19 protein-coding genes are annotated in these 21,842 nt (G+C 42.8%); 13 read left to right on the forward strand and 6 right to left on the reverse strand.

The features are described from left to right. The first annotated feature begins 717 nt into the window (after positions 1-717). Positions 718-2,205 carry a sialidase family protein gene (locus MHN32_RS18805; RefSeq protein WP_239422512.1) on the forward strand — a complete coding sequence of 496 codons (1,488 nt, stop codon included), beginning with the start codon at positions 718-720 and terminating at the stop codon, positions 2,203-2,205. A 338-nt stretch (positions 2,206-2,543) separates the two neighbouring features. Here the strand turns inward: MHN32_RS18805 and ispB are convergent, their stop codons facing one another. Next, positions 2,544-3,515 carry an octaprenyl diphosphate synthase gene (gene ispB, locus MHN32_RS18810; RefSeq protein ID WP_239422513.1) on the reverse strand — a complete coding sequence of 324 codons (972 nt, stop codon included), beginning with the start codon at positions 3,513-3,515 and terminating at the stop codon, positions 2,544-2,546. Between the two features lie 417 nt (positions 3,516-3,932). Between ispB and rplU the strand changes: the two genes are divergently transcribed. The 7 genes from rplU (at position 3,933) to glsB (ending at position 8,739) form a co-directional block, all read left to right on the forward strand. Then, complete coding sequence (gene rplU / locus MHN32_RS18815) at positions 3,933-4,244, forward strand: 50S ribosomal protein L21 (protein WP_010374575.1); 312 nt, start codon at positions 3,933-3,935, stop codon at positions 4,242-4,244. 19 nt (positions 4,245-4,263) lie between these two features. Continuing rightward, positions 4,264-4,521, forward strand: coding sequence for a 50S ribosomal protein L27 (gene rpmA / locus MHN32_RS18820; protein ID WP_088529763.1), 258 nt, complete (start codon positions 4,264-4,266; stop codon positions 4,519-4,521). 169 nt (positions 4,522-4,690) lie between these two features. Continuing rightward, positions 4,691-5,848, forward strand: a complete 1,158-nt coding sequence (cgtA, locus tag MHN32_RS18825) for an Obg family GTPase CgtA (protein ID WP_239422514.1) — start codon at positions 4,691-4,693, stop codon at positions 5,846-5,848. 380 nt (positions 5,849-6,228) lie between these two features. Then, positions 6,229-6,720 carry a type 3 dihydrofolate reductase gene (gene folA, locus MHN32_RS18830; RefSeq protein ID WP_343224413.1) on the forward strand — a complete coding sequence of 164 codons (492 nt, stop codon included), beginning with the start codon at positions 6,229-6,231 and terminating at the stop codon, positions 6,718-6,720. A gap of 79 nt (positions 6,721-6,799) precedes the next feature. Next, positions 6,800-7,171, forward strand: a complete 372-nt coding sequence (locus tag MHN32_RS18835) for a DUF3718 domain-containing protein (RefSeq protein ID WP_010607605.1) — start codon at positions 6,800-6,802, stop codon at positions 7,169-7,171. A gap of 207 nt (positions 7,172-7,378) precedes the next feature. Continuing rightward, a complete protein-coding gene (gene raiA / locus MHN32_RS18840; protein ID WP_010374586.1) occupies positions 7,379-7,735 on the forward strand; it encodes a ribosome-associated translation inhibitor RaiA in 357 nt (118 codons plus the stop codon). 86 nt (positions 7,736-7,821) lie between these two features. Beyond that, entirely contained in the window at positions 7,822-8,739 is a 918-nt protein-coding gene (gene glsB, locus MHN32_RS18845) for a glutaminase B (RefSeq protein WP_239422515.1), read from the forward strand. An 83-nt stretch (positions 8,740-8,822) separates the two neighbouring features. Here the strand turns inward: glsB and MHN32_RS18850 are convergent, their stop codons facing one another. After that, positions 8,823-10,127, reverse strand: a complete 1,305-nt coding sequence (locus MHN32_RS18850) for an inosine/guanosine kinase (protein ID WP_174169738.1) — start codon at positions 10,125-10,127, stop codon at positions 8,823-8,825. 259 nt (positions 10,128-10,386) lie between these two features. Here MHN32_RS18850 and tadA point away from each other — a divergent pair, with 259 nt between their 5' ends. After that, positions 10,387-10,887, forward strand: coding sequence for a tRNA adenosine(34) deaminase TadA (gene tadA / locus MHN32_RS18855; protein ID WP_239422527.1), 501 nt, complete (start codon positions 10,387-10,389; stop codon positions 10,885-10,887). Here the strand turns inward: tadA and MHN32_RS18860 are convergent. Both MHN32_RS18860 and mltF read right to left on the reverse strand, forming a co-directional pair. Beyond that, entirely contained in the window at positions 10,884-11,066 is a 183-nt protein-coding gene (locus MHN32_RS18860; protein WP_010374594.1) for a hypothetical protein, read from the reverse strand. The genes tadA and MHN32_RS18860 overlap by 4 nt on opposite strands. Positions 11,067-11,195: 129 nt before the next feature. Then, positions 11,196-12,626, reverse strand: coding sequence for a membrane-bound lytic murein transglycosylase MltF (mltF, locus tag MHN32_RS18865; protein ID WP_235368307.1), 1,431 nt, complete (start codon positions 12,624-12,626; stop codon positions 11,196-11,198). Positions 12,627-12,827: 201 nt separating this feature from the next. Between mltF and purL the strand changes: the two genes are divergently transcribed. From purL to MHN32_RS18885, 4 genes are all read left to right on the forward strand, one after another. After that, the gene (gene purL / locus MHN32_RS18870) at positions 12,828-16,712 is read left to right on the forward strand and encodes a phosphoribosylformylglycinamidine synthase (RefSeq protein ID WP_239422516.1); all 3,885 of its coding nucleotides are present in this window, start codon (positions 12,828-12,830) and stop codon (positions 16,710-16,712) included. 104 nt (positions 16,713-16,816) lie between these two features. Continuing rightward, positions 16,817-19,369, forward strand: a complete 2,553-nt coding sequence (locus MHN32_RS18875) for a YdbH domain-containing protein (RefSeq protein ID WP_239422517.1) — start codon at positions 16,817-16,819, stop codon at positions 19,367-19,369. Between the two features lie 3 nt (positions 19,370-19,372). Then, the gene (locus tag MHN32_RS18880; RefSeq protein WP_010374602.1) at positions 19,373-19,552 is read left to right on the forward strand and encodes a YnbE family lipoprotein; all 180 of its coding nucleotides are present in this window, start codon (positions 19,373-19,375) and stop codon (positions 19,550-19,552) included. Positions 19,553-19,561: 9 nt separating this feature from the next. Then, entirely contained in the window at positions 19,562-19,882 is a 321-nt protein-coding gene (locus MHN32_RS18885; RefSeq protein ID WP_010607614.1) for a YdbL family protein, read from the forward strand. Positions 19,883-19,948: 66 nt separating this feature from the next. On the opposite strand, the gene MHN32_RS18890 is transcribed toward MHN32_RS18885, so the two are convergent. Continuing rightward, a complete protein-coding gene (locus MHN32_RS18890; RefSeq protein ID WP_239422518.1) occupies positions 19,949-20,491 on the reverse strand; it encodes a DUF1415 domain-containing protein in 543 nt (180 codons plus the stop codon). A 3-nt stretch (positions 20,492-20,494) separates the two neighbouring features. Further along, positions 20,495-21,763: a lipid IV(A) 3-deoxy-D-manno-octulosonic acid transferase gene (gene waaA, locus MHN32_RS18895; RefSeq protein ID WP_239422519.1), complete on the reverse strand. Its 1,269-nt coding sequence runs from the start codon at positions 21,761-21,763 to the stop codon at positions 20,495-20,497. Positions 21,764-21,842: the final 79 nt, after the last annotated feature.

The raw sequence follows: 21,842 nt of genomic DNA on the forward strand, positions 1-21,842 counted from the left end.
TTACGCACCAATAGCTGGCTATTGGAAGTGAATTCAACGCAGTTAGCGCTAAAACTGGCTGCTAGAAAGGCATTAATTATCCGCAGCTCAGGTTAATTATATGTGTAATAAGGAAATATTTGAGTGGTGGCATCGTTTAAATGGATATGAGTGCAAAGAAGCAGTTAATAACAGTATTTCCTTATTTGGGTATATCTAAGATAAGGAAAACGCAATAACAAGCTGGTAAAACATAACTCCTTTAATAGAAATACAAAAAGATTATTTTTTATTTAATTTCAGTGGCTTGTTGGGTGAGGCGTCCCGTGATTGCCTTTCAAAGCAGAAAGTTGTTCAATTTGGGAGAGTGTTACACTTCAAAGATGAATTTGGGGTGTTAGAGTATCATTTTATCTGAAAGTTAGCTGTACTGCTGTCGCGATTAAAGTTTAAAATACTGAAAAGGATTAGAGTAGCTAATTGAATATACCTAAGATTCTTAACCTAAGAAGCTTTAGTGGAGATAGTAATATTACTATAAGTCAAGGACTTGATTAGTCAAAGTGCGTAGTGAAGTGGAATGGGAAAGTCAATGTTTCTCACGTAGCCAAGGTTAGGCATCTTTAGTATTGCACTTGCATGAAAATGAGTATCTTGCCGCTATTTTCCTTTTAACGACAGAATTTCTTTCGATAAGATGCATTGAATCTTATACCAATAATAGTAAGGAAACATAAAATGTTTAGTAATGTTTATACAAGTATGCGGTTAGCCTATTTGGGAGTCGCACTTTCATTATTGAGTGCGTGTGGAGGTTCATCTAACGATGATGTAGATGACATTAACAATGCAGGGAAGGAGAAGCCTCCTGCGGAAGTTAAATATGATGTTACAGGTGTTGTTGAAGGATTAAAAGCCAAATACAGCACTAATGAATTAGTCGATATAGACGTTAATTTATTAGGCGATGACAAGCCGCTAAGCTCTAAAGATGGTTGGCTTGTGAAATATAAGTTGTATCAAACTTCCTCCACAGGAGCTGAGCAACTCTTAGATGAAAGAGGCGGCATGTTTGATCAACAAACTCAACGGTGGAAAATTTCTTTTTCTGCAAGCGAAAGCGCTATGGATGTTAAACTAAAATTGCAAGCTGGCTGTTCAGTTGCAAGTGGTCTTTGTGCTGACAAAGCAGGTAGTAATAAGGACAAACAGTGGGAGCAAACTTTTGAGTATTCAGTAAACGCAGTCGTGGAGCATAGAGTTAATATTACTAACACGACTGAATATTCTGGTGCAACTTCACTGATTTCTCTAGAAAATGGCGATCTGGTGGCTTTATATAACCACGGACTATCCGATACACATAGTAGAGTTAGTATTTCATCTGATAATGGCCAATCCTGGGTTCAAACGTCTAGCTTAAATGTTGAGACTCTTGGCGATTTTGCTATTGAAACAGGAAAACTATTTGAAGATAAAAGTGGTAACTTACTGGCTGTAGGTAATTGTAACGAATCTTCATTGTGTATATTAAAAAGTGATAGTGAAAGCCTTTGGAGTAAGATTTCAGAAATAGACTTTTCTAATTATGACAGCTGTGATGGTGGGGCTGATTTTCCATGTTCTAATGCGCGTCTAGTTCCCGGCTCGTTAATTCAACTGAAAAACGGTAAATATATGCTGAGCTATCTATTTGCTCCGGGAGCAAATAGCGCTGAGCTAGATGTATATATTCGTATTTCGGATGATTTAGTGAATTGGAGCGAGGAGAAGCGAGTTGCAGGCAATGGATTTGATCGTTCTGAATCCAATGTAAATGCAATCGCATTACCTGATGGTAGAGTTTTACTTAGTTATACACCATTTGATTCAGAGTTAATTACAATTTTGATCTCGAACGATGGAGAGAACTTTGAAACACTCCAGAAGCTTAACACCGCCTCTATCCCAAGATCTGTTTCATTAATTAACCACAACGGCTCCACTCGTCTGTTCTATTCCGCAGATTATGGTAATTTTTACAGTAGTAGCCTTGGTGAAGCAGAGTTGTTTACAAAGCCACAACTGATAAAGGAGTTTGATTATTCTGATATACGTACTTCTGATGAGCCGCTTGTAACTGATCAAATTGATGGCACTCTCGGCGTGATATATACAAAAAAATTAAATGAGCAACATGACGTTTTCTTCGAAAATCTGGGAGCGGCTAGAGAAGGAGTGCATTAATTAGCTCATGCCAAGTAGTACACTTAATATGAAGCGTTCAAGCTAGTTGAACGCTTTTTCAGAGTGTTTATTATAGGCTGCGACGTAGGTTGTGGCCTATTTTTATGTCTGAGCCTCTAAAGTTAGAGAGTACTATTAGATCTCAGTCTTGAAATTGCTCAGAAGCCAAAAGAAGAATTGGAGAACAAGGCCTGCCCGCGAATTGAACTAACCAAGCTCCAACTGCCTCTGAATAAGTAAAAAGAAAAGGCCATTCGAGCTTAAAACGAGTGGCGTTAAATGCAGAATACAACTTTTGGTTAAATACCAGTATATGGAATGCACCTTTAAGTTCGTTGTTAGTAGTTCCTATCCACAGAAAGTTTAGCAAGCCCAATAAGTGCCTCTTTATGCACTGAGTCAGGTAAAACGCTTAATTGTGCAATTGCTTTTTGGGCTTCTTCTTGGGCTTTAGCCATCGTGAAGTCAAGTGCTTTGGTCTCGGCTAGTGTTGCTAAAATATCTTCAAGATAATCAAGTCCATTACCACTTTCTATCGCTGTTCTGATCTGAGCTGATTGCTGAGCATTTGCATACTGCATTGCATAAATAAGCGGAAGCGTAGGTTTACCCTCAGCGAGATCATCACCAATATTCTTGCCAAGTAATTCTGCGTTAGCACTATAGTCAAGAATATCGTCTACAAGTTGGAAGGCTGTGCCTAAATGCATACCGTAAAGCTTAAGCGCAGTTTTAATTTCGTCTGATTGCTCTAGCACTACAGCGGGTAGTAAAGTTGCAGCTTCAAATAGCTTTGCCGTTTTGCTGTAGATAACCTGCATATAACTCTTTTCAGTTGTATCTGGGTCATTACAGTTCATTAGCTGTAACACTTCGCCCTCAGCGATAATATTGGTTGCATCCGCTAGGATCTGCATGACTTCCATATTACCAAGACCAACCATCAACTGGAATGAACGAGTGTAGATAAAGTCACCGACTAATACGCTTGCCGCATTTCCAAATTCAGCATTTGCAGTCGGTTCTCCACGGCGCAGTAATGACTCATCAACCACGTCATCGTGGAGTAAGGTTGCTGTGTGAATAAACTCTACAATTGTCGCTAGTGTGATGTGTTTATCACCTTCGTAACCTAATGCTCGTGCAGCCAAAAGGGCCAACATTGGGCGGATGCGTTTTCCTCCGCTATTTACAATGTATAAACCTAGCTGTTTTACAAGTGCAACATCAGATTGCATTTGTTGATGTATAAGTTGGTTGACGTCAAGCATATCTTGCTCAACCAAATTTTGGATAGTTTTTATATCCATTGCGCTCCGAGCCAATCTATTAACCGAAAATGAATAAACTCGGCGATTGTACTACAAAAAAATCATCGACTCGATAAATTGTCGTAGTTGCTTATAAAAAAACGTTTTTATGCTTACTTTTTGTGCTTTTAATGGTCGTGTAATGGGGGAAATAGGTACGGTGAAATCTCATTTGGTACTGTATTAGGTAAACCATAGATTCGCCTTTTGTCTGATGAATTGAGAGAAAAAAGAGCTTGGCTTTGACATTTTTTTGACTAGAATAGGGGAAAATATTTGATTGCCCTCATACGAGCTAAATTTTATTCACTTTCTTCAAATTTGCTCTTGCGCCAAGATACGCATTAGCGTAAACTTCGCGCCCTATTGAAGAATATTAAGTTGCGTCGATTTGAGGGCGCACAGACGGAGTTAATTATGTACGCGGTTTTCCAAAGTGGTGGTAAACAGCACCGTGTGACTGAAGGTCAAACAATTCGTTTAGAAAAGCTAAACGTTGAAACTGGTGCAGCAGTTGAATTTGATTCAGTACTTCTAATTGCTGATGGTGAAAAGATCGAGATCGGTGCACCGTTTGTTAACGGTGGTAAAATTACAGCTGAAGTTGTATCTCACGGTCGTGGCGAGAAGATTAAGATTGTTAAATTTAGACGTCGTAAGCATTCTCGTAAGCAGATGGGCCACCGTCAGTGGTTCACTGAAGTTAAAATCACTGGCATTAGCGCTTAATTTTTAGAGGTACAGAGAGATGGCACATAAGAAGGCAGCTGGTAGTACTCGTAACGGTCGCGATTCAGAAAGTAAACGCTTAGGTGTTAAACGTTTTGGTGGCGAATCAGTTCTAGCGGGTAGCATCATCGTTCGTCAACGTGGTACACGTTTCCACGCTGGTTCTAACGCAGGTATCGGTAAAGACCACACAATCTTCGCAAAAGCAGACGGTAAAGTTGTTTTTGAGCAGAAAGGTCCTTTAAACCGTAAATACGTTAGCATCGTTGCTGAGTAATCGGTATTAAATACTAAAAAACCCCGCTTAGGCGGGGTTTTTTGTTTTCAGCACATCAATTACCAAATTAGCTATATCAAGGCGTATTAATACAATTGGTATTAGGAGCGATTTGTCGCTGCTGCTATAATGATGTAGTGAATTCAGGCAGAGTTAAAGAGTTTAAACCATGAAGTTTGTCGATGAAGTAGAGATTAGAGCGGAAGCCGGAGATGGAGGCAGTGGTGTCGTTTCATTCCGCCGCGAAAAGTTTGTGCCAGATGGTGGCCCAGACGGAGGTGATGGCGGTGATGGCGGGAGTGTATTCCTTGAGGCTGATGAAAACTTAAATACGCTTATCGACTATCAATTTGAACGCTTTCACCGAGCCGAGCGCGGCACTAATGGTCAAGGCCGAAACTGCACCGGTAAGAAAGGCCAGGACTTAGTACTTAAAGTACCAGTTGGTACAAGAGTGACTGATGTTGATACTGAAGAGTGTTTAGGTGATTTGACCAAGCATGGACAAAAGCTGATCGTAGCGAAAGGTGGGTACCATGGTCTTGGTAATACGCGTTTTAAGTCAAGTACTAATCGCGCACCAAGACAGAAAACGCTAGGTACTCAAGGTGAAGTTCGTAACCTTCGCTTAGAATTAATGCTGCTTGCAGACGTCGGCTTATTAGGGCTGCCAAATGCTGGTAAATCTACATTTATTCGCAGTGTATCTGCTGCTAAACCAAAGGTCGCTGACTATCCATTTACCACACTAGTGCCTAACTTAGGTGTTGTGAGACCTGAAGCGAGCAAGTCATTTGTAATTGCTGATATCCCAGGACTAATCGAAGGTGCTGCGGACGGTGCGGGTCTTGGTATTCGTTTCTTAAAGCACTTAGAGCGCTGTCGAGTGTTATTACACATTATTGATGTAATGCCGGTTGATGGTAGTGATCCTGTTGAGAATGGCTTCGCTATTATTAACGAACTGCATCAATACAGCCCTAAATTAGCGGAAAAGCCTCGTTGGTTAGTGCTAAATAAAGTGGATTTGTTGCTTGAGGAAGAAAGAGAAGAAGTATGCGCCCGTATTGCTGAAGAGCTAGACGCAGAAAATTTTTATATGATCTCTGCTGCAAACAAGTTAAATACGCAACCTTTGTGCTTTGATATCATGAACCTTCTCGAAAGCATGCCAAAAGATAAATTCGAAGAAGAGCAGCAAGAAGAAGTTGAATTTAAGTGGGACACATACCACAGACATGCAACTAAAAATGATAAAGACGATGATGATGACTGGGATGATTGGGATGACGACGACTACGATGTGGAAGTTATTTACGAGCGTTAAGTTACATTGAGTTTACTCTAAGAGGCCCATTATATGGGCCTTTTTTATGCCTATTTGAACAGTGTAATACTTCAACTCAGTATTCTCGCCGCAATTCTGTTGAAGATGATATACTAATCAACCTGAACTCGGGATAACAACTTGTTCTCTAGCAGCTGTTATCCCTTACTACTGCGTTCAATTTGTTTGCAATAGGCCAGCTATTGATGCACAAATTTGCCTTGTATTAAGAAATAACTTCTGGCTAGAGTGATACTACGCTTTTGAGCTTAGTGATTTTAGTGGATTAACTTACTTCTTATCCCGAGTTCAGGTTAATCAAACATCTTGCATGCTAATTGTATGTATAAACTAATACTAAAATACTATAAAGGTGCGTTGTGGTAATTTCAATGATAGCTGCGATGGCAAATAACCGTGTTATCGGAAAAGATAACGATATGCCGTGGCACTTACCTGCAGATCTTCAACATTTCAAAAAGGTTACGCTAGGTAAACCTGTGATCATGGGTCGAAAAACATTTGAGTCTATTGGTAGGCCTCTGCCGGGTCGTAGAAACATAGTGATATCCAGAAATCTTGACTACACTCAGGAAGGTATAGAGGTCGTCGCTTCGCCTGAAGCCGCATTGAGTACTGTTGAAGGGGGTGACGAAATTATGATAATTGGTGGTGGTCATATATACGACATATTTCTACCTTATGCTCAGCGACTCTATTTGACCTTCATCGATTTAGAGGTTGAAGGGGATACTCAATTTCCTGACTACGAGCAGGTTGCTGAATGGGAAGTGCTTGAAACTGAGTGTAACGAACCTGACGAGAGAAATAACCATAGTTATAAATTCGTAACTCTGAACAAAAAACTATGAGTTTCTTGCTAACAATTGTTTAGGTTGCTAAAATATAGCCAGTTATATGCTACGAATAAAGTATTAAAGGGTCTGTGTAATGAAATTAACTACCGTGCTACTGTCAGCTTCCATCGCTGTTGCTGCTTTTTCTTTCAGCAAACCGGTAAGTGCAAACGATCAGTTGGCGCTTTCTATATGTGAATATATCGCTGCGGACGATAAAAATCGCATTCGTAACGCTTTGAAAACATCACGCCTTAAAATGCGTAATGTTTACGATGCAATTCAGTGCAACGGTAATAACTTACTAAGACATGCAATTGCTAGCAACGCAAACGATGCAGGGGAATACATTATTAAAAGTATTCCAAAAAGCGCGTTAGAAGACGGTAAAGATTTAGCATGGGCTGAGTCAAACCACGGTGGTTCAGCATTGATTGCTGTCATTAAAGAGCGTGCAGGCCTTTAATTGTAAAGTTTACGCAATATGAAAAGAGCCCTTACTAGGGCTTTTTTTATGCCTGGATTTATTATCGCGTAATTTTTCTAGAAATGTTTTTTTGATTAGAATCAGCTTCCTTCCAATTTTTGTAATAAATTTTTGCTAAGGCTCTTGAGAAATCGAGTAATCGTGCCAATACTATTGTTAAGGGTAAACGCAAAAGAAGGATTGCATATGAAGATTAATTTATCTGGCCATCACGTAGATGTAACCGATGCTGTTAAAAACCACGTTCATGAAAAGTTTGCCAAGATCGCTAACCATTTTCCGTCGTTGTTATCCCTAGACATCATCGTCAGCAAAGAACACAAACAATTTTACACGGAGATAAGTACAAACTACGCTGGTAGCCGAATATCGGTAAAAGGTGAAGACGAAGTGATGTATCCTGCTATTGCCAAAGCGTCTAAAAAGTTGGATGCAGCTTTGAAGCACCGAAAAGGTCAGTTAAAAGCCAATAAACATCAGAAGCCGGTGAGTACAACGCCACCTATTGCGCACGAGATCATTCAAGAAATGGAACTGAAATAACCTTAGTTTCAGATAAACATCAGGCCCTACGGGGCCTTTTTTGATACACTTCCCCAATCATCCTAGCTAGCCTTAATTACGAGCATATGCCAAATTACCAAGAAATTTTAGAACAGGCTGTGCAGCGAGTTCAACCGTTGTTACGCCAAGGCAAAGTTGCTAACTATATTCCTGCTTTAGCTGAGCAGCCATTAGGACAATTTTCTGTTTCACTGCATACGGTAGATGGCGAAACTTATAGTGCCGGAGATACTGAAGCCAGATTTACGATTCAATCAGTATCCAAAGTAATGACATTGACGTTAGCGCTGCAGCGCTATGGTGACGAGCTTTGGAGTCGGGTAGGGAAAGAACCTTCGGGTACAGCTTTTAACTCCTTAACTCAGCTTGAGTTCGAAAATGGCATTCCAAGAAATCCATTTATAAATGCAGGTGCCATTGTAACTTGTGATGCGCTGTACTCTCGTTTATCTGCTCCAATTCATACCATGCTAGAAAGCTATAGAGCGATGTCTGGTAACGACAAGCTGTGTATTAATAAGATTGTGGCGCAGTCTGAATATGATCACAGGTATAGAAATGCAGCGATGGCTTATTTGATGAAGTCATTTGGCAATTTTAATAATGAAGTCGAGGATGTGTTATGGTCATATTTCAATTTTTGCGCAATTGAAATGAATACCACTGAGTTGGCGAAGTCATTTTCCTATCTGTCTAGCCAGGGTTACTGCAACTTATCAAAACAGCGGATACTTACCAAAAAACAAACCAAGCAAATGAACTCGCTGTTGTTTACGAGTGGTCTTTACGATGCAGCTGGTGACTTCGGTTATCGAGTGGGGATGCCTGGCAAGTCTGGTGTCGGGGGGGCGATAATCGCCATCGTACCCAATCGTTTTACGGTTTCGGTATGGTCGCCAGGGCTTGATAAAGTTGGTAACTCTTTGGCTGGGATCGCGGCATTAGAATACCTATCCAACGAACTTGGTACTGCTATTTTTTGATGCCAAGTTATATACAAACTAGATGATATAAAAATAGCGACCGAAGTCGCTATTTTTACCAATCCTAATCAAGCTAAGAACCGTTATTGTTCCCAGTATGATTGCTCTAGTGAGTCTTCACGCTCAGGTAGGCCTCGAGATAACCTTGGAGAGTGTTGAACGAGTACCTCGTAGCTTGCACGGTTTGCATACTTGCTTATCTGTGCCAGCGATGAATAGGTAATTGCACTTTGCTCATGTTTTGCTGAGTTTGGTACATTCAGTTTATGGTATTCATTGGCACAAATATCATGCAAAACAGCGGCAAGAGCGCAGTCACCTGCACCATTAGTATTCTTGATGATGTCTGGTCCACCCATATAAGGAGCGGTATGGCTGTATGCTCTGATAGGCTGTTCACACTGGGCTTTTTTCATTGCGCGTGAGAATTCGTAGCGATTAAATTCAGGAATAGCACCGGGAAGTAATGGGTATTCAGTCACACGCTTACAGCAGTCATCAACATAACCCGCCATAAACAACCCTTTAGGGCCCGCAGTACAGATGACCAGATCAACCCAGTCCAGTGCTTTATCCGCAGCGAGAAGTGGATCGCTAAAGCCTGTGATCGCCTCTCCTTCTTCTTCGTTCATCGCAAGGATATCAACATGTTTAGCAACGAAGTCAGCCCACCATTTGGGGTCTTGTTCAATTAAGAACTTAGTACCAAGCGTCAATACTACGGGTATGCCGGCATTATTGGCATACTCAACCGCCTGCATTGTTGCTTGTGTCATGGTTTCGTCGCCACTCGTACGCATCAAATAAGCGCTGATCACTAACGCCGATGATTCTTCGATAAGCGTTTGGCAAATAGACTCAGGACGTAGGTGATTCATTAATCCTGCGCTGATAGCAAAAGTGCGCTCACCACTGTCATCAATAAGTGTAAAGCAACGACCAATGGGGCCATCAACTGGCTGCAAGTAGTCCAGATCAACTCGGCTTGAGGTGTTACATAAAAATTTATAGGCGTAGCTGCCAATTTTTATGTTTTCACTCATCACCCCAAGTAGGACTGAGCGGTCATCTGCTAGCACCGAATAGTTGTGCATGGTGTTACCTATGGTACCGCCGGCAAATTCATAGTCGATCATGTCATCACGTTTTAGCCTATCATAAAGGGCGTTGGTGACATCATTGTCTATCACTTGTGACATACCACGCTGTAAGTGGAATTCATCAAGAAAAGCTTGATCCACTTTCGCTTCAATATCAACGACGATTTGATCTATACCACAGATATAGCTCCTTTTTAGCCGATCATCAGCGTGTAACTGGTTAATAAGCGGATCTTTATCTTCCACCGGAAAATAGTGTTTATGCCTACGGCGTCCCGGAAATTTCATATTCTACCCGTGTGTTTTTGAGCTTACGAAATAAAAAAAGCGGCGAATTATAGCGTAAATCCAACCCTGTGAGCCACGGCAAAATTGCGAAAATTATCAATAATGTCCGCAAAATATTAAAAAGATGTTGGTAACATCCTGAGTTTGCTTATAAAAGCAGCTGTATTGGTGACTGTGATTATTTAAGAATAGCAGCTTAACCAGAGCTCTGCAGGAGGTGATATACTCCATTTTAGGTGAGGACGACTATAAAATTACCATGTCAGAAGTAAAAGATGATCAATATTGGATGAAAGTGGCGTTAGCATTTGCTGACAAAGCTGAAGCGGAGAACGAAATTCCTGTCGGTGCTGTTGTAGTGAAAGATGGTGAAATGATAGCTGCGGGTTGGAACCGTTCAATTACCTGTCATGATCCTTCGGCTCACGCTGAAATGATGGCTATTCGAGAAGCTGGCAAAGTCGTTGAAAATTATCGGCTGATTGATTGCGCTTTATATGTGACGCTTGAGCCATGTCCTATGTGTGCTGGTTTACTGGTCCATAGCCGCTTGAGCCGAGTGGTGTTTGGTGCCTCGGATGCAAAAACGGGCGCGGCTGGTTCGATAATGAACTTGTTACAGCATGAAAAGCTCAACCACCAACTAGAAGTTACATCGGGCGTATTGGGTGAAGTATGTGGCGAAAAGCTGTCTGCATTTTTTAAGCGCAGACGCCAAGAGATTAAAGCTGCAAAAAAGTTGAAAAACGGCAGTACTTAGGGTTGTACTACCGCAGTGGCTGTTTTCGCGTCCCTTTGCTCTTCCATTTGAATTAGCGCAAAAATACGATGGCGCAAGAGCATTTTACGGTGTGCATTTTTCATCATGACACGACGGCGATTTGGCGACGTGTATTTGGTGTTACGTTTAAATTGATGATTCCGACGTCTTCTCAACATAGAACCTCCGAATGTGAGAGATTAGGTGGGGGTACCGCCCCCAAATATTAATTTAGTATAAATACGCTATGCCTATGACAGATTTATGACCTTTTGAAGCATTTATCAAGCCAGTTTAGTAAATATAAATTACTGCTGCTTCTCGACTTCACTTGCTTTGTCTGGATTATCAACCGGAGTAGTTTGCGAAGAGGCTTTACTGCTGTCAGGTAGGAGTGCACCGTTGTCTTCCAACCATACAAGTGCATCATAATAGCGGCGAATATTATCTACATACGTTACCGCAACATCACCACGAGCATATCCATATCTTGTATTTCGATAGTAGCGCTTTTTAGTAAGTAGTGGTAGTCGTTTTTTAACGTCTGCCCAGTTATTCGGATCGCCTCCTTGATCCGCAGTAATGTTACGCGCATCTCGCACATGGCCCCAGCCCACATTGTAGGAAGCAAGGGCAAACCAGGTACTATCGGGCTGCTGTATTTCTTCAGGCATACGGTCGAATAAAATACGTAGGTATTTGGCACCACCTTCAATATTTTGTTGGGCATTGAGGCGGTTTGTCACGCCAACTTTTTTAGCCGTGGGTTGTGTTAGCATCATGATGCCACGAACCCCAGTTGGAGACTTAGCTCTGGGATCCCACATCGATTCTTGATAGCTGACCGCAGCAAGTAGACGCCAATCGATATTGTGCTGTTTCGAATAACTTTTAAACCACTTGAGATAGGTGGGTAAGGTACTATGTACAGCTTCGACAAAGGCTAAGGTGTTTACATAGTTAAACTCTTCGATATGACCAAAATACTTCTCTTCGAGCGTGGCCAAAAAGTTGTTTTGTTGTACTCGGGCGAAAAATGCAGGCAGCAACGCATATAACGAATCGTCTTTTTCGTTACGCATCATCCACGCCACATGTTCATCTTTTGTAACTGAAAACGCAATACTGACGGTTGGGTGGTAGCGTCTAAATAGGGCCAGTGAATGTGAGTCTGTGATGGTGTAGTCAATCTCTCCGTCAATGATGGCCTGAAGCAGCTCTTCTTCACCTTTATCTGAGACAACTTCCCAACTCAAATGAGGATGGCTTGTTTTTGCTTCTTCGAGGGCAATAACATGGTTGCTGTGTGCTAGTACGGTAATTGGCGCTTTAATATCATCAAAGTCTCTTGGCCATTCTCTCCCTTGTTTGTACACGAGCTTTTGACTGATCATTCTATACGTCGGGCCAAAACGATATTGCGCTGTTCTTGATGGGTGAAAGCTTACTGCGGAGGCAACGATATCTAAGTCCCCGGCATCTAGCCTTGCAAATAACTCATCTAGATTAAAGTAAGGAACGATGTGTAATTCAACACCAAGCTCATTGGCAAATTCACTCGCCAGTTCATATTCGAACCCTTGTTCTCCAGTGGTGCCTTGGTAGTAGTTTCCCGGGCCCGCGAGCGTGCCAACACGTAATACCTTATTTTGTTTTACATGTTGCAACTGATTAAGAGGGGCTTTGTCGCACCCAACTAAACAGATGACAACAAAGCACATAAAGATGTATTTAAACATGACCTAGGTTCTCTTTTGCGCTCGAAATCCCAACTTACCGCAGCAAAATCATAATTGCAAAAGCCGAATTAACTTAAGGTAATGATGGATTTGCATGATATTTTCTAGTTTTGACAAATTAGTGTTAATTCCGCGCGCTATTTCCACTATAATGAGCGCCCAAAGATATCGTTCAATCCTTAACCCCGGATGAAAATACCTATGTTAATCCTACGTGGTGCACCTGCACTTTCAGATTTCAAAGTCCAAAAGATCCTTAAAACCTGCGCTGTAGCTCAATTACCAGTTACCAATGTTTATGCCGAGTTTATGCATTTTGCTGATTTAACGGCTGAGCTTTCAGAGGCTGAGTTAACTAAGCTAAACAGCCTGTTAAAGTATGGACCGACTATTACGGAGCACACGCCAGAGGGCAAACTGATCTTGGTAACACCAAGGATCGGAACTATCTCTCCTTGGGCTTCTAAAGCGACAGATATTGCAAACAACTGTGGTCTTACGCAAGTACACCGTGTTGAGCGTGGTATTGCTTATTATGTTGAGGGTGAACTTACACAAGCTCAGTTCGAAGAAGTTGCACAGTTACTTCATGACCGCATGACCGAATCTGTTCATGCAGAGCTTGATGATGCTGCTAAATTATTCCGCACGGAAACGCCTCGCCCGATGTCTTCAGTGGATATTCTTGGCGGCGGCCGTGAAGCACTTGCGGTTGCGAACGTTGAGCAGGGCTTTGCACTAGCTGATGACGAAATTGACTACTTAGTCGAAAGCTTTGAAAAGCTAGGTCGTAACCCTAATGACATCGAACTGTTCATGTTCGCTCAAGCAAACTCTGAGCACTGTCGTCACAAAATTTTCAACGCTGATTGGACTATCGATGGTGTAGAGCAGCCTAAGTCGCTGTTTAAAATGATTAAGAACACCTACGAAACCAATAGCGACAATGTATTGTCGGCTTATAAGGATAACGCGGCAGTAATGACTGGCTCTAAAGCGGGTCGTTTCTTCCCAAATACTGACGGCGAATACGCTTACCACGAGGAAGATATCCACATTCTGATGAAAGTGGAAACGCACAACCACCCAACGGCGATTGCTCCATTTTCTGGCGCATCAACAGGTTCAGGTGGCGAAATCCGCGATGAAGGTGCAACCGGTCGTGGTTCTAAGCCAAAAGCAGGTTTAGTTGGCTTCACGGTTTCTAACCTTCGTATTCCAGGTTTTGAGCAACCTTGGGAAACTAACTTTGGTAAACCAGGACGCATTGTTAATGCATTAGACATCATGCTTGATGGACCACTTGGTGGTGCTGCATTTAACAACGAGTTTGGTCGTCCAAACCTATTGGGTTACTTCCGTACTTACGAAGAAAAAGTAGAAAGCCATAATGGCGCTGAAGTACGTGGTTACCACAAGCCAATCATGATCGCAGGTGGTTTAGGTAATATCCGTGAAGATCACGTGCAAAAAGGCTCGATCCCTGTAGGTGCTAAGCTAATCGCACTTGGTGGTCCTGCAATGAACATCGGTCTTGGCGGTGGTGCAGCTTCATCAATGGCATCTGGCCAATCAAACGAAGATTTAGACTTTGCTTCTGTTCAGCGTGAAAACCCTGAAATGGAACGTCGTTGTCAGGAAGTGATCGATAAATGTTGGCAGCTTGGTGATGATAACCCAATCGCGTTTATTCATGATGTGGGCGCGGGTGGTTTATCAAATGCATTTCCTGAGCTTGTCGACGACGGCGGCCGTGGTGGTAAATTCCAGCTGCGTAACATCCCGAACGATGAACCAGGTATGGCACCACACGAAATCTGGTGTAACGAGTCGCAAGAGCGCTATGTATTGGCTGTTGCAGCGGAAGACTTTGCTCGCTTTGAAGCAATTTGTAAGCGTGAGCGCGCACAATATGCGGTAATCGGTGAAGCGACGGAAGAGCGTCATCTAACAGTAGCTGATAGCCACTTTGATAATAATCCTGTGGACCTGCCACTAGACGTATTACTTGGCAAGCCACCTAAAATGCATCGTGACGTTGAGTCAAAGCGTGTAGTGGGTACAGCATTAGATACAGCTGGTATTGAACTTGAAGATGCAGCTAAGCGTTTACTTCGCCTACCTACGATTGCTGAGAAAACATTCCTTATCACGATTGGTGACAGAACCGTAACGGGTCTGGTTGCACGTGACCAAATGGTTGGCCCTTGGCAGGTACCAGTCGCTAACTGCGCGGTAACTGCGGCAACTTACGATACTTACCACGGTGAAGCGATGTCGATGGGTGAGCGCACCCCTGCGGCACTACTTAACTATGGAGCATCAGCGCGTCTAGCAGTAGCAGAAGCGTTAACCAATATCGCTGGTGCTAATATCGGTAGCCTAAACAACATTAAGCTTTCTGCAAACTGGATGGCGGCTGCGGGTCACCCAGGCGAAGATGCGGGTCTGTACGAAGCGGTTAAAGCGGTTGGTGAAGAATTATGTCCGGCATTAGGCCTTACAATCCCAGTTGGTAAAGACTCAATGTCGATGAAGACAAAGTGGGATGAAAATGGCGAAGAAAAGTCAGTGACTGCGCCATTATCGCTTATCATCACTGCATTTGGTCGTGTTGAGGATATTCGCAAAACAGTCACGCCTGAGCTTCGTACTGATAAGGGTGAAACCAGCCTATTCCTACTTGACTTAGGTGCTGGTCAAAACCGTCTTGGTGCCTCAAGCTTAGCGCAAGTGTACAAGCAACTTGGCGACAAGACACCTGACGTTGACAGCCCCGAGCTGTTAAAAGGCTTCTACAATGCGGTACAAACATTAGTTGAGTCTGGCAAGCTTATCGCTTACCACGACCGCTCTGACGGTGGTCTATTCACCACTGCCGCGGAAATGGCGTTTGCAGGCCATACAGGTGTGAGCATTGAATTAGATGCGCTGCAAGGTACAGACTTAGAAGTGCTATTCAATGAAGAACTTGGCGCAGTATTGCAAGTTCGCAATGATGACATTGCAGCGGTTGAAGCGGTATTTGCCGAACACGGTATTGCTGATATTGCACATCGCATCGGTACGCTAAATAGCGAAGATAAAATTATCTTTACTCGTGGCGGTCAGGCAGTACTTGAAAATACTCGCACAGAGCTTCGCACTATCTGGGCTGAGACAACTTACCAGATGCAAGCGCTACGTGATAACCCTGATTGCGCGAAGCAAGAGTTTGACGCTAAGTTCGATGACAAAGATCCAGGCCTTAACGTTAAACTAAGCTTTGATCTAAACGAAGATATCGCAGCGCCTTACATTGCTAAAGGGGTGAAGCCTCAAGTTGCCATCTTGCGTGAGCAAGGCGTTAACTCACATATCGAAATGGCGGCAGCATTTAACCGTGCTGGTTTTGCGGCAATCGACGTACACATGAGCGATATCCTTGAAGGTCGCTTAACACTAGAGCAATTCAAAGGCCTAGTGGCATGTGGTGGCTTCTCATACGGTGACGTATTAGGTGCTGGTGAAGGCTGGGCTAAATCAATCCTATTCCATGACTCAGCACGTGAGCAATTCCAAGGCTTCTTCCAACGCCTAGATACTTTCAGCTTAGGTGTTTGTAATGGTTGTCAGATGCTTTCTACATTAAAAGAGCTGATCCCAGGCACGGAAAACTGGCCACGTTTTGTCACCAACAAGTCAGAGCGTTTTGAAGCGCGTTTCAGTTTAGTTGAAGTACAGCAAAGCCCGTCAATCTTCTTTGATGGTATGGCTGGCTCTCGCATGCCAATCGCGGTATCACATGGTGAAGGTCATGCTGAGTTTGCAAGCGAAGCGGCGGTACAAACTGCACTGAATTCAGGTTCAGTTGCTGTGAAGTTTGTTGATAACTACGGTGATCCAACCACTCAGTATCCAGCTAACCCGAATGGTTCACCTGCTGGTATTACAGGCATGACGTCAACAGACGGTCGTGCAACTGTGATGATGCCGCACCCTGAGCGTGTATTCAGAGCAGTTGCAAACTCTTGGCACCCAGATGAGTGGCAAGAAGATAGCCCTTGGATGCGTATGTTCCGCAATGCGCGTAAGCTAGTAGGCTAACATATTTGAAAAAGGTCACTTCGGTGACCTTTTTTATTCATGGCTCGATAATTATCTATCGGGTACACTGAAAGGGAAATAGCAATCATATTTTAGGGATACGAATGAAAAAATGGCTTTGGAGCTTAGCGTTGATACTCAGTGTTTTAGTGGGTGTTTACCTTGCCAGAGTTCCTTTGTCGCTCTGGGCCATTAAACATTTTATACCAGTTAATGAACTTCAGGTCAGTTGTCTTGACTGGCGTTTGTTGGGCTTCAATCGTATCCATATTACAAAAGCATGTGTGCAAACAGATGCGTTTAATGCCCAGCTTTATGATGCGCAACTAAGCATGCGCCAAGTCAATATTGAAAAAGCGAACATTCAACTTCTTCCGTCCAAAAATTCAGATGCAACTCAGCCACAGCGCCTTGCATTGCCACTCGACATCACCAGACCCAAAATGCATGTTGCCAAGCTCTCTATATCTGGTGAGCCATTACCAAAGCCATTAGTCGTGTCGATTTCGGAGTCCGAGCTGAATCAATTTGTAGTTTCAGGTGACATCGCTGCTGAAGTTACATTGCAGCCAGAGCGTATTGCTGCAAATGTTGACCTTAGTGGCGAGTACCTCAGCACTTTGTTACCTCCTCAGATCCAAGCACTTTCAGGAACTAGCCAGCTTGAATTCGATGGCCTGGCTATGGACGCAAAGCTGGAACTTGAAACTTTAGTAGCGCTTGAACAGGCTGAGTGTAAAAGTACCGTTGCGTATATAGGCGCTGTGTCAGGGCGGTATGATTTAGCCACGCAGCAGGGGAAGGTAGCACTTGCCGAGCCGATTTCAGCGAAATCAACGCTTAATTGTCTTACTTCTGAATATAGTAAACTGTTACCGACCACTTGGCAGCTTCGTTTACCGAGTGAAATTACCATTTCTGCCGATTCAATCGCGACAGATTTACTTGAAGTGACAGGTAAAGATAAACCGCTACAGTTTGAAGTTAACGAGTTGGCAGTCGACTTAACTGAGCCTTTCGTCAATGGTGATATTCGCCTTGAATTTTCCGATGAAAAGTGGGGCGCGCATACACTGGCGGGAGCGCTTAGTGCGCGGCCAAATTTTGTTAATATGAGGGGGGAAATCACAAGTGACCTTCAAAAGCTTACACTGCAAGATGTTATTGCTGAGAATCTCGAGCTCAATAGCCGCTTCAAAATATTGGGTGATCCAACCAAGCTAATTACAGTTGAGGCTCAGCCGAGCATATTCTCAACCCAGTTATCGACATCAGATTTGGTGATTGATAATCCATCTCTGACGTTTGACTTACATGCGCAGCTAGATGTGCCAAAACTCAAAAGTGGACATCTACTACACAGAGTCTTACCTGAAGGAATGAGTTTTGCGATAACGCTTGATTCAAAACTGCAAAACCTGAGTGTTGAGAATGTAACAGCAAAACAGAGTGCGTTGAGTGGGCGAGTTGTGCTTGAGCCTACACATGATTTTGATATCAACCTCACCTTAACCAGTGCACAGATACAACAGCAGAGTTATAAACTGAATGAGTTTGCGCAGACACTGCACTGGCAAGGCTCAGTCGCGACCGGAGAAATCTTTTCAACCTTGTCGGGCAATACTAAGGTAGCAGAAGTTAACTTAGCTGATCTCAGTTTGAAAAACGTGAGCATTGACAGCAAAGGGCAGCAAAGCCGTGGATTGATGGCGTCACATGTGGTTAATATTGATGGTGTAAAGGCGTTGCTTGAGCATCAATATTCAAGCTTAAAACATCCAGCACAAATACACGTGCCCACGCAGCAGCTCACTCAACTTCAGCCATATATTGACGCATTTTTACCGAACTTAAAAATTACCCATGGTAACTTCTATGCAGTACTCGAAGGGGATTTATCCACGCGCATATTTACCTTAGACGGGAGCGTTCAAAACGGCTCTGCGTTATTTAATGAACGGCTTATTCAAAATGCAGCGATTGATGTCTTTGGTCTAATAAGTTCAGCTAATATTCAACTCAAGCCAACCACACTGAGTGTTGAAGAGTTGAGAGCTGGTGTTATCGTTCAAGCAATAACAGGCCAACTATTCAGCGAAGCAGGCGTGGCTAAACTAAAAGATATTAACGCACAGGTTTTTGCCGGTAACGTGGGGATTGATGAAGTTAGTTTGGTCTCAACGCCGCAGGTCGTTCAGGTATCGCTAGATAAACTGAGTTTAGATCTTATTGCCGCCTCTGGGCATGATGCAGGCGTTGAGCTCAGAGGGCTGATCTCAGGCAAGTTACCAGTACAAGTATCTTCATCTGGGGTGCGTATTGATTCTGGTCATATCCATAATGTTGGTGAAGGGCTATTAAAGGTTGAAAACAATGCATCAATTAATGCGCTAAAAGAGCAGCAACCTAGCTTACAAACGGTGATTGGTGTACTTGACGAGTTGACCATTGAGCAATTGAGTAGTGGCGTAAATTTAAGTGAAGACGGCTGGTTGGACTTAGATGTTAAAATTACAGGAATTAACAAACTCCAACAACAACCAGTAAACTTTAACTATACACACTCAGAAAATGTGTTTACCTTATTACGAGCCCTACGCTTGAGCGACGAGATTACGCGCGAAGTGGAAAATGCGTTAAATAAAGAGGAGCGTTAGTGAATGAAATGGATGCTAGTGATATCAGCTTTATTGGTATTGAGTGCTTGTACTCATAAGGTGCAAGTAGAAACCAAAGAGCCTATTACGATCAACTTAAATGTAAAAGTAGATCATGAGATCCGCGTGAAAGTGGATAAAGAACTCGACAATTTATTCAGCGAAGACAGCGAGCTATTCTAAGGAGGATTTATGAAGCTAAAAGCAATCTCTACCCTAATTATTGGGCTCAGTATGAGCTTCGCCGCATTCGCAATTTCCATTGACGATGCTAAATCACAGGGTTTAGTTGGCGAAACTACATCGGGCTATCTTGGCGTGGTTAAAAATGGCCAAGGTGTACAGCAGCTAGTTGATGAAGTGAATGAAAAGCGCAAACAGAAATACCAGCAATTAGCGAAAAAGAACGGTATCACGCTTGAGCAAGTAGAGGCTTTAGCGGCTAAAAAAGCGTATAACAAAACGCAATCAGGTCATTATATTCAAGTCAATGGCAGCTGGGTGAAAAAGTAGTAATTCAAAACCTTACAAGAAAAGGCTGGCTAAACCAGCCTTTTGACTATTTAACCGTAGCTTAGGTTATTTAACCTTGTGGCATTGCTGCAGCAAATGCTGCCAAAACGCTTCCCCTTTACGTCTTGCGAGGCGGATATTATTTTCTGGGATCTGTTCAGGATCGTTATAGTCTTCTAATGCTTGGGCCATACTTTCTTCGCGGATCAAGTGGAGTGTTGGGTAGGGCGCGCGGTTAGTATAGTTTGCTGCGTCATGCTCATCGCTATCAGCAAACACATAATCTGGATGAAAAGTGGCAATTTGATAAGTGCCTTCAAACCCTTGCGCTACTAATAAAGCGTTTGCTAGGTCGACGAGATCCAAAAAGTCATCAAAATTACTAAAACCCTTATCAAATATAACTAGTGTTGTTTCTCGCTCTGGCTCATGGTTTAACTCTGAGCACTGCTCTAACATATCCATTACGGCATCGTCGTGGCTTATCGCTTGAGACACGAAATAATGAATGCTGTTACTTTCAACTTCCTGTCGAGCAAACGGGCAAAAGTTGTATTTTACAATGACTAGGCTAACCCAGTTTTGCATTGTAGAGATGACTGTATTCATGAATTATTCCAAGCTCTTATTGATTAGTGTCATGGTTTTAGAAATAGCCCCGGTATTTTCAACTAGTACCGATTGAGCGTTAGCACCGATTTGCGTTCGAAGCGATTTATCTTCAAATAGCGTAATAATTTGAGCGGCAAGCTTGTCCTCATCATCGACTACGATGGCACCTTGTTGCGCGATAAGTTGAGGGTATATATGCGCAAAATTATAGGTATGTGGGCCGGTTAATATTGGCACACCATGAGCCGCCGCTTCTAGTGGGTTATGACCGCCGCGCTCAATCAAGCTACCACCAATATAGGCGATATCAGCACCACCAAATAGCCACTTTAATTCCCCTAAAGTATCCGCTAACAAGACCGAAGCTTCTGCGTCTATACCGTTACTACTCTTTCTGGTAAAAGCGATCTCTTGTTCACTGAGGTAGTCAGCAACCGCTTGAAACTGCTCGGGATGGCGAGGCGCGATAATAAGTAACGCATTACTTATCTGCTCTAATACTCGTTGATGAGCAGCAATGACTTGCTCATGCTCCTTAGGATGCGTAGATCCTGCAAGCCAAATTAACCGCTCGGGGTAATTTTCTTGAAACTGTCTTGCCTTTGCAATTTCTTCTTCGGTGATTGAGATATCAAACTTGATTGAGCCAGTAATGTGAAGCTTAGATTGAACAAGCCCGAGCTTGATGAAACGCTCGCCGTCTTCCTCATTATGGGCTGCAAGCAGATCTATGTTGCTCATCAAGCCTTTGGTTAACCAAGCATGTTTTTTATAACCTTGGTATGACTTTTTAGAGAGTCTGGCATTGACTACCAAAGTTTTACATTGGTTTTGTTTGGCGTAATAAAAAAGATTGGGCCACAGCTCAGTTTCCATCACAATAAGGAGTTTGGGCTTCAGGGTAGTGAAAAATGTTCTGACCGCAAAAGCAAAATCGATAGGCAAATAACAGACATGTACCTGAACATGATTGTGAAAAGCTTTGGTTATCTCTTCTCTACCTGTCGGGGTGTTACAAGTGACAATGATTGATGTGTTGTCATAAGCATTCAATATCGACTTGATAAGCGGGCTTGCTGCAAGTACTTCGCCAACAGAAGCGCAATGGATCACAATGCTATGTTGTGGCAGCTTACTTATACCCTGGCCAAAGCGCTCATTAAAATGCACACGATAACCTTGGTTTTTTCTACCTCGAATAAAATAGAGGTAGCTCAATAACAAAGGGGCTAACACTAGCAACAGCAGGGAATATAAATGACGCGCCATAGAAATTGCTTCAGCTTAAAACCTAGTATTTTACCTTGTTCTTGTCTGAATTAGAATGAACGACACAATTTTACACAGT

The sequence above is a fragment of the Pseudoalteromonas sp. Of11M-6 genome, from assembly GCF_022347905.1.
Taxonomy (GTDB): Bacteria; Pseudomonadota; Gammaproteobacteria; order Enterobacterales; family Alteromonadaceae; genus Pseudoalteromonas.

Bases quoted from the DNA above. Each gene is read 5' to 3' on its own strand.
- MHN32_RS18850 (WP_174169738.1), bottom strand. From the start codon at position 10,127: ATGAAATTTCCGGGACGCCGTAGGCATAAACACTATTTTCCGGTGGAA.
- mltF (WP_235368307.1), bottom strand. From the start codon at position 12,626: ATGTTTAAATACATCTTTATGTGCTTTGTTGTCATCTGTTTAGTTGGG.
- glsB (WP_239422515.1), top strand. From the start codon at position 7,822: ATGCCAAATTACCAAGAAATTTTAGAACAGGCTGTGCAGCGAGTTCAA.
- ispB (WP_239422513.1), bottom strand. From the start codon at position 3,515: ATGGATATAAAAACTATCCAAAATTTGGTTGAGCAAGATATGCTTGAC.
- MHN32_RS18880 (WP_010374602.1), top strand. From the start codon at position 19,373: ATGAAATGGATGCTAGTGATATCAGCTTTATTGGTATTGAGTGCTTGT.
- purL (WP_239422516.1), top strand. From the start codon at position 12,828: ATGTTAATCCTACGTGGTGCACCTGCACTTTCAGATTTCAAAGTCCAA.
- MHN32_RS18890 (WP_239422518.1), bottom strand. From the start codon at position 20,491: ATGAATACAGTCATCTCTACAATGCAAAACTGGGTTAGCCTAGTCATT.
- raiA (WP_010374586.1), top strand. From the start codon at position 7,379: ATGAAGATTAATTTATCTGGCCATCACGTAGATGTAACCGATGCTGTT.
- MHN32_RS18860 (WP_010374594.1), bottom strand. From the start codon at position 11,066: ATGTTGAGAAGACGTCGGAATCATCAATTTAAACGTAACACCAAATAC.
- rplU (WP_010374575.1), top strand. From the start codon at position 3,933: ATGTACGCGGTTTTCCAAAGTGGTGGTAAACAGCACCGTGTGACTGAA.
- MHN32_RS18885 (WP_010607614.1), top strand. From the start codon at position 19,562: ATGAAGCTAAAAGCAATCTCTACCCTAATTATTGGGCTCAGTATGAGC.
- waaA (WP_239422519.1), bottom strand. From the start codon at position 21,763: ATGGCGCGTCATTTATATTCCCTGCTGTTGCTAGTGTTAGCCCCTTTG.
- MHN32_RS18875 (WP_239422517.1), top strand. From the start codon at position 16,817: ATGAAAAAATGGCTTTGGAGCTTAGCGTTGATACTCAGTGTTTTAGTG.
- rpmA (WP_088529763.1), top strand. From the start codon at position 4,264: ATGGCACATAAGAAGGCAGCTGGTAGTACTCGTAACGGTCGCGATTCA.
- cgtA (WP_239422514.1), top strand. From the start codon at position 4,691: ATGAAGTTTGTCGATGAAGTAGAGATTAGAGCGGAAGCCGGAGATGGA.
- tadA (WP_239422527.1), top strand. From the start codon at position 10,387: ATGTCAGAAGTAAAAGATGATCAATATTGGATGAAAGTGGCGTTAGCA.
- MHN32_RS18835 (WP_010607605.1), top strand. From the start codon at position 6,800: ATGAAATTAACTACCGTGCTACTGTCAGCTTCCATCGCTGTTGCTGCT.
- MHN32_RS18805 (WP_239422512.1), top strand. From the start codon at position 718: ATGTTTAGTAATGTTTATACAAGTATGCGGTTAGCCTATTTGGGAGTC.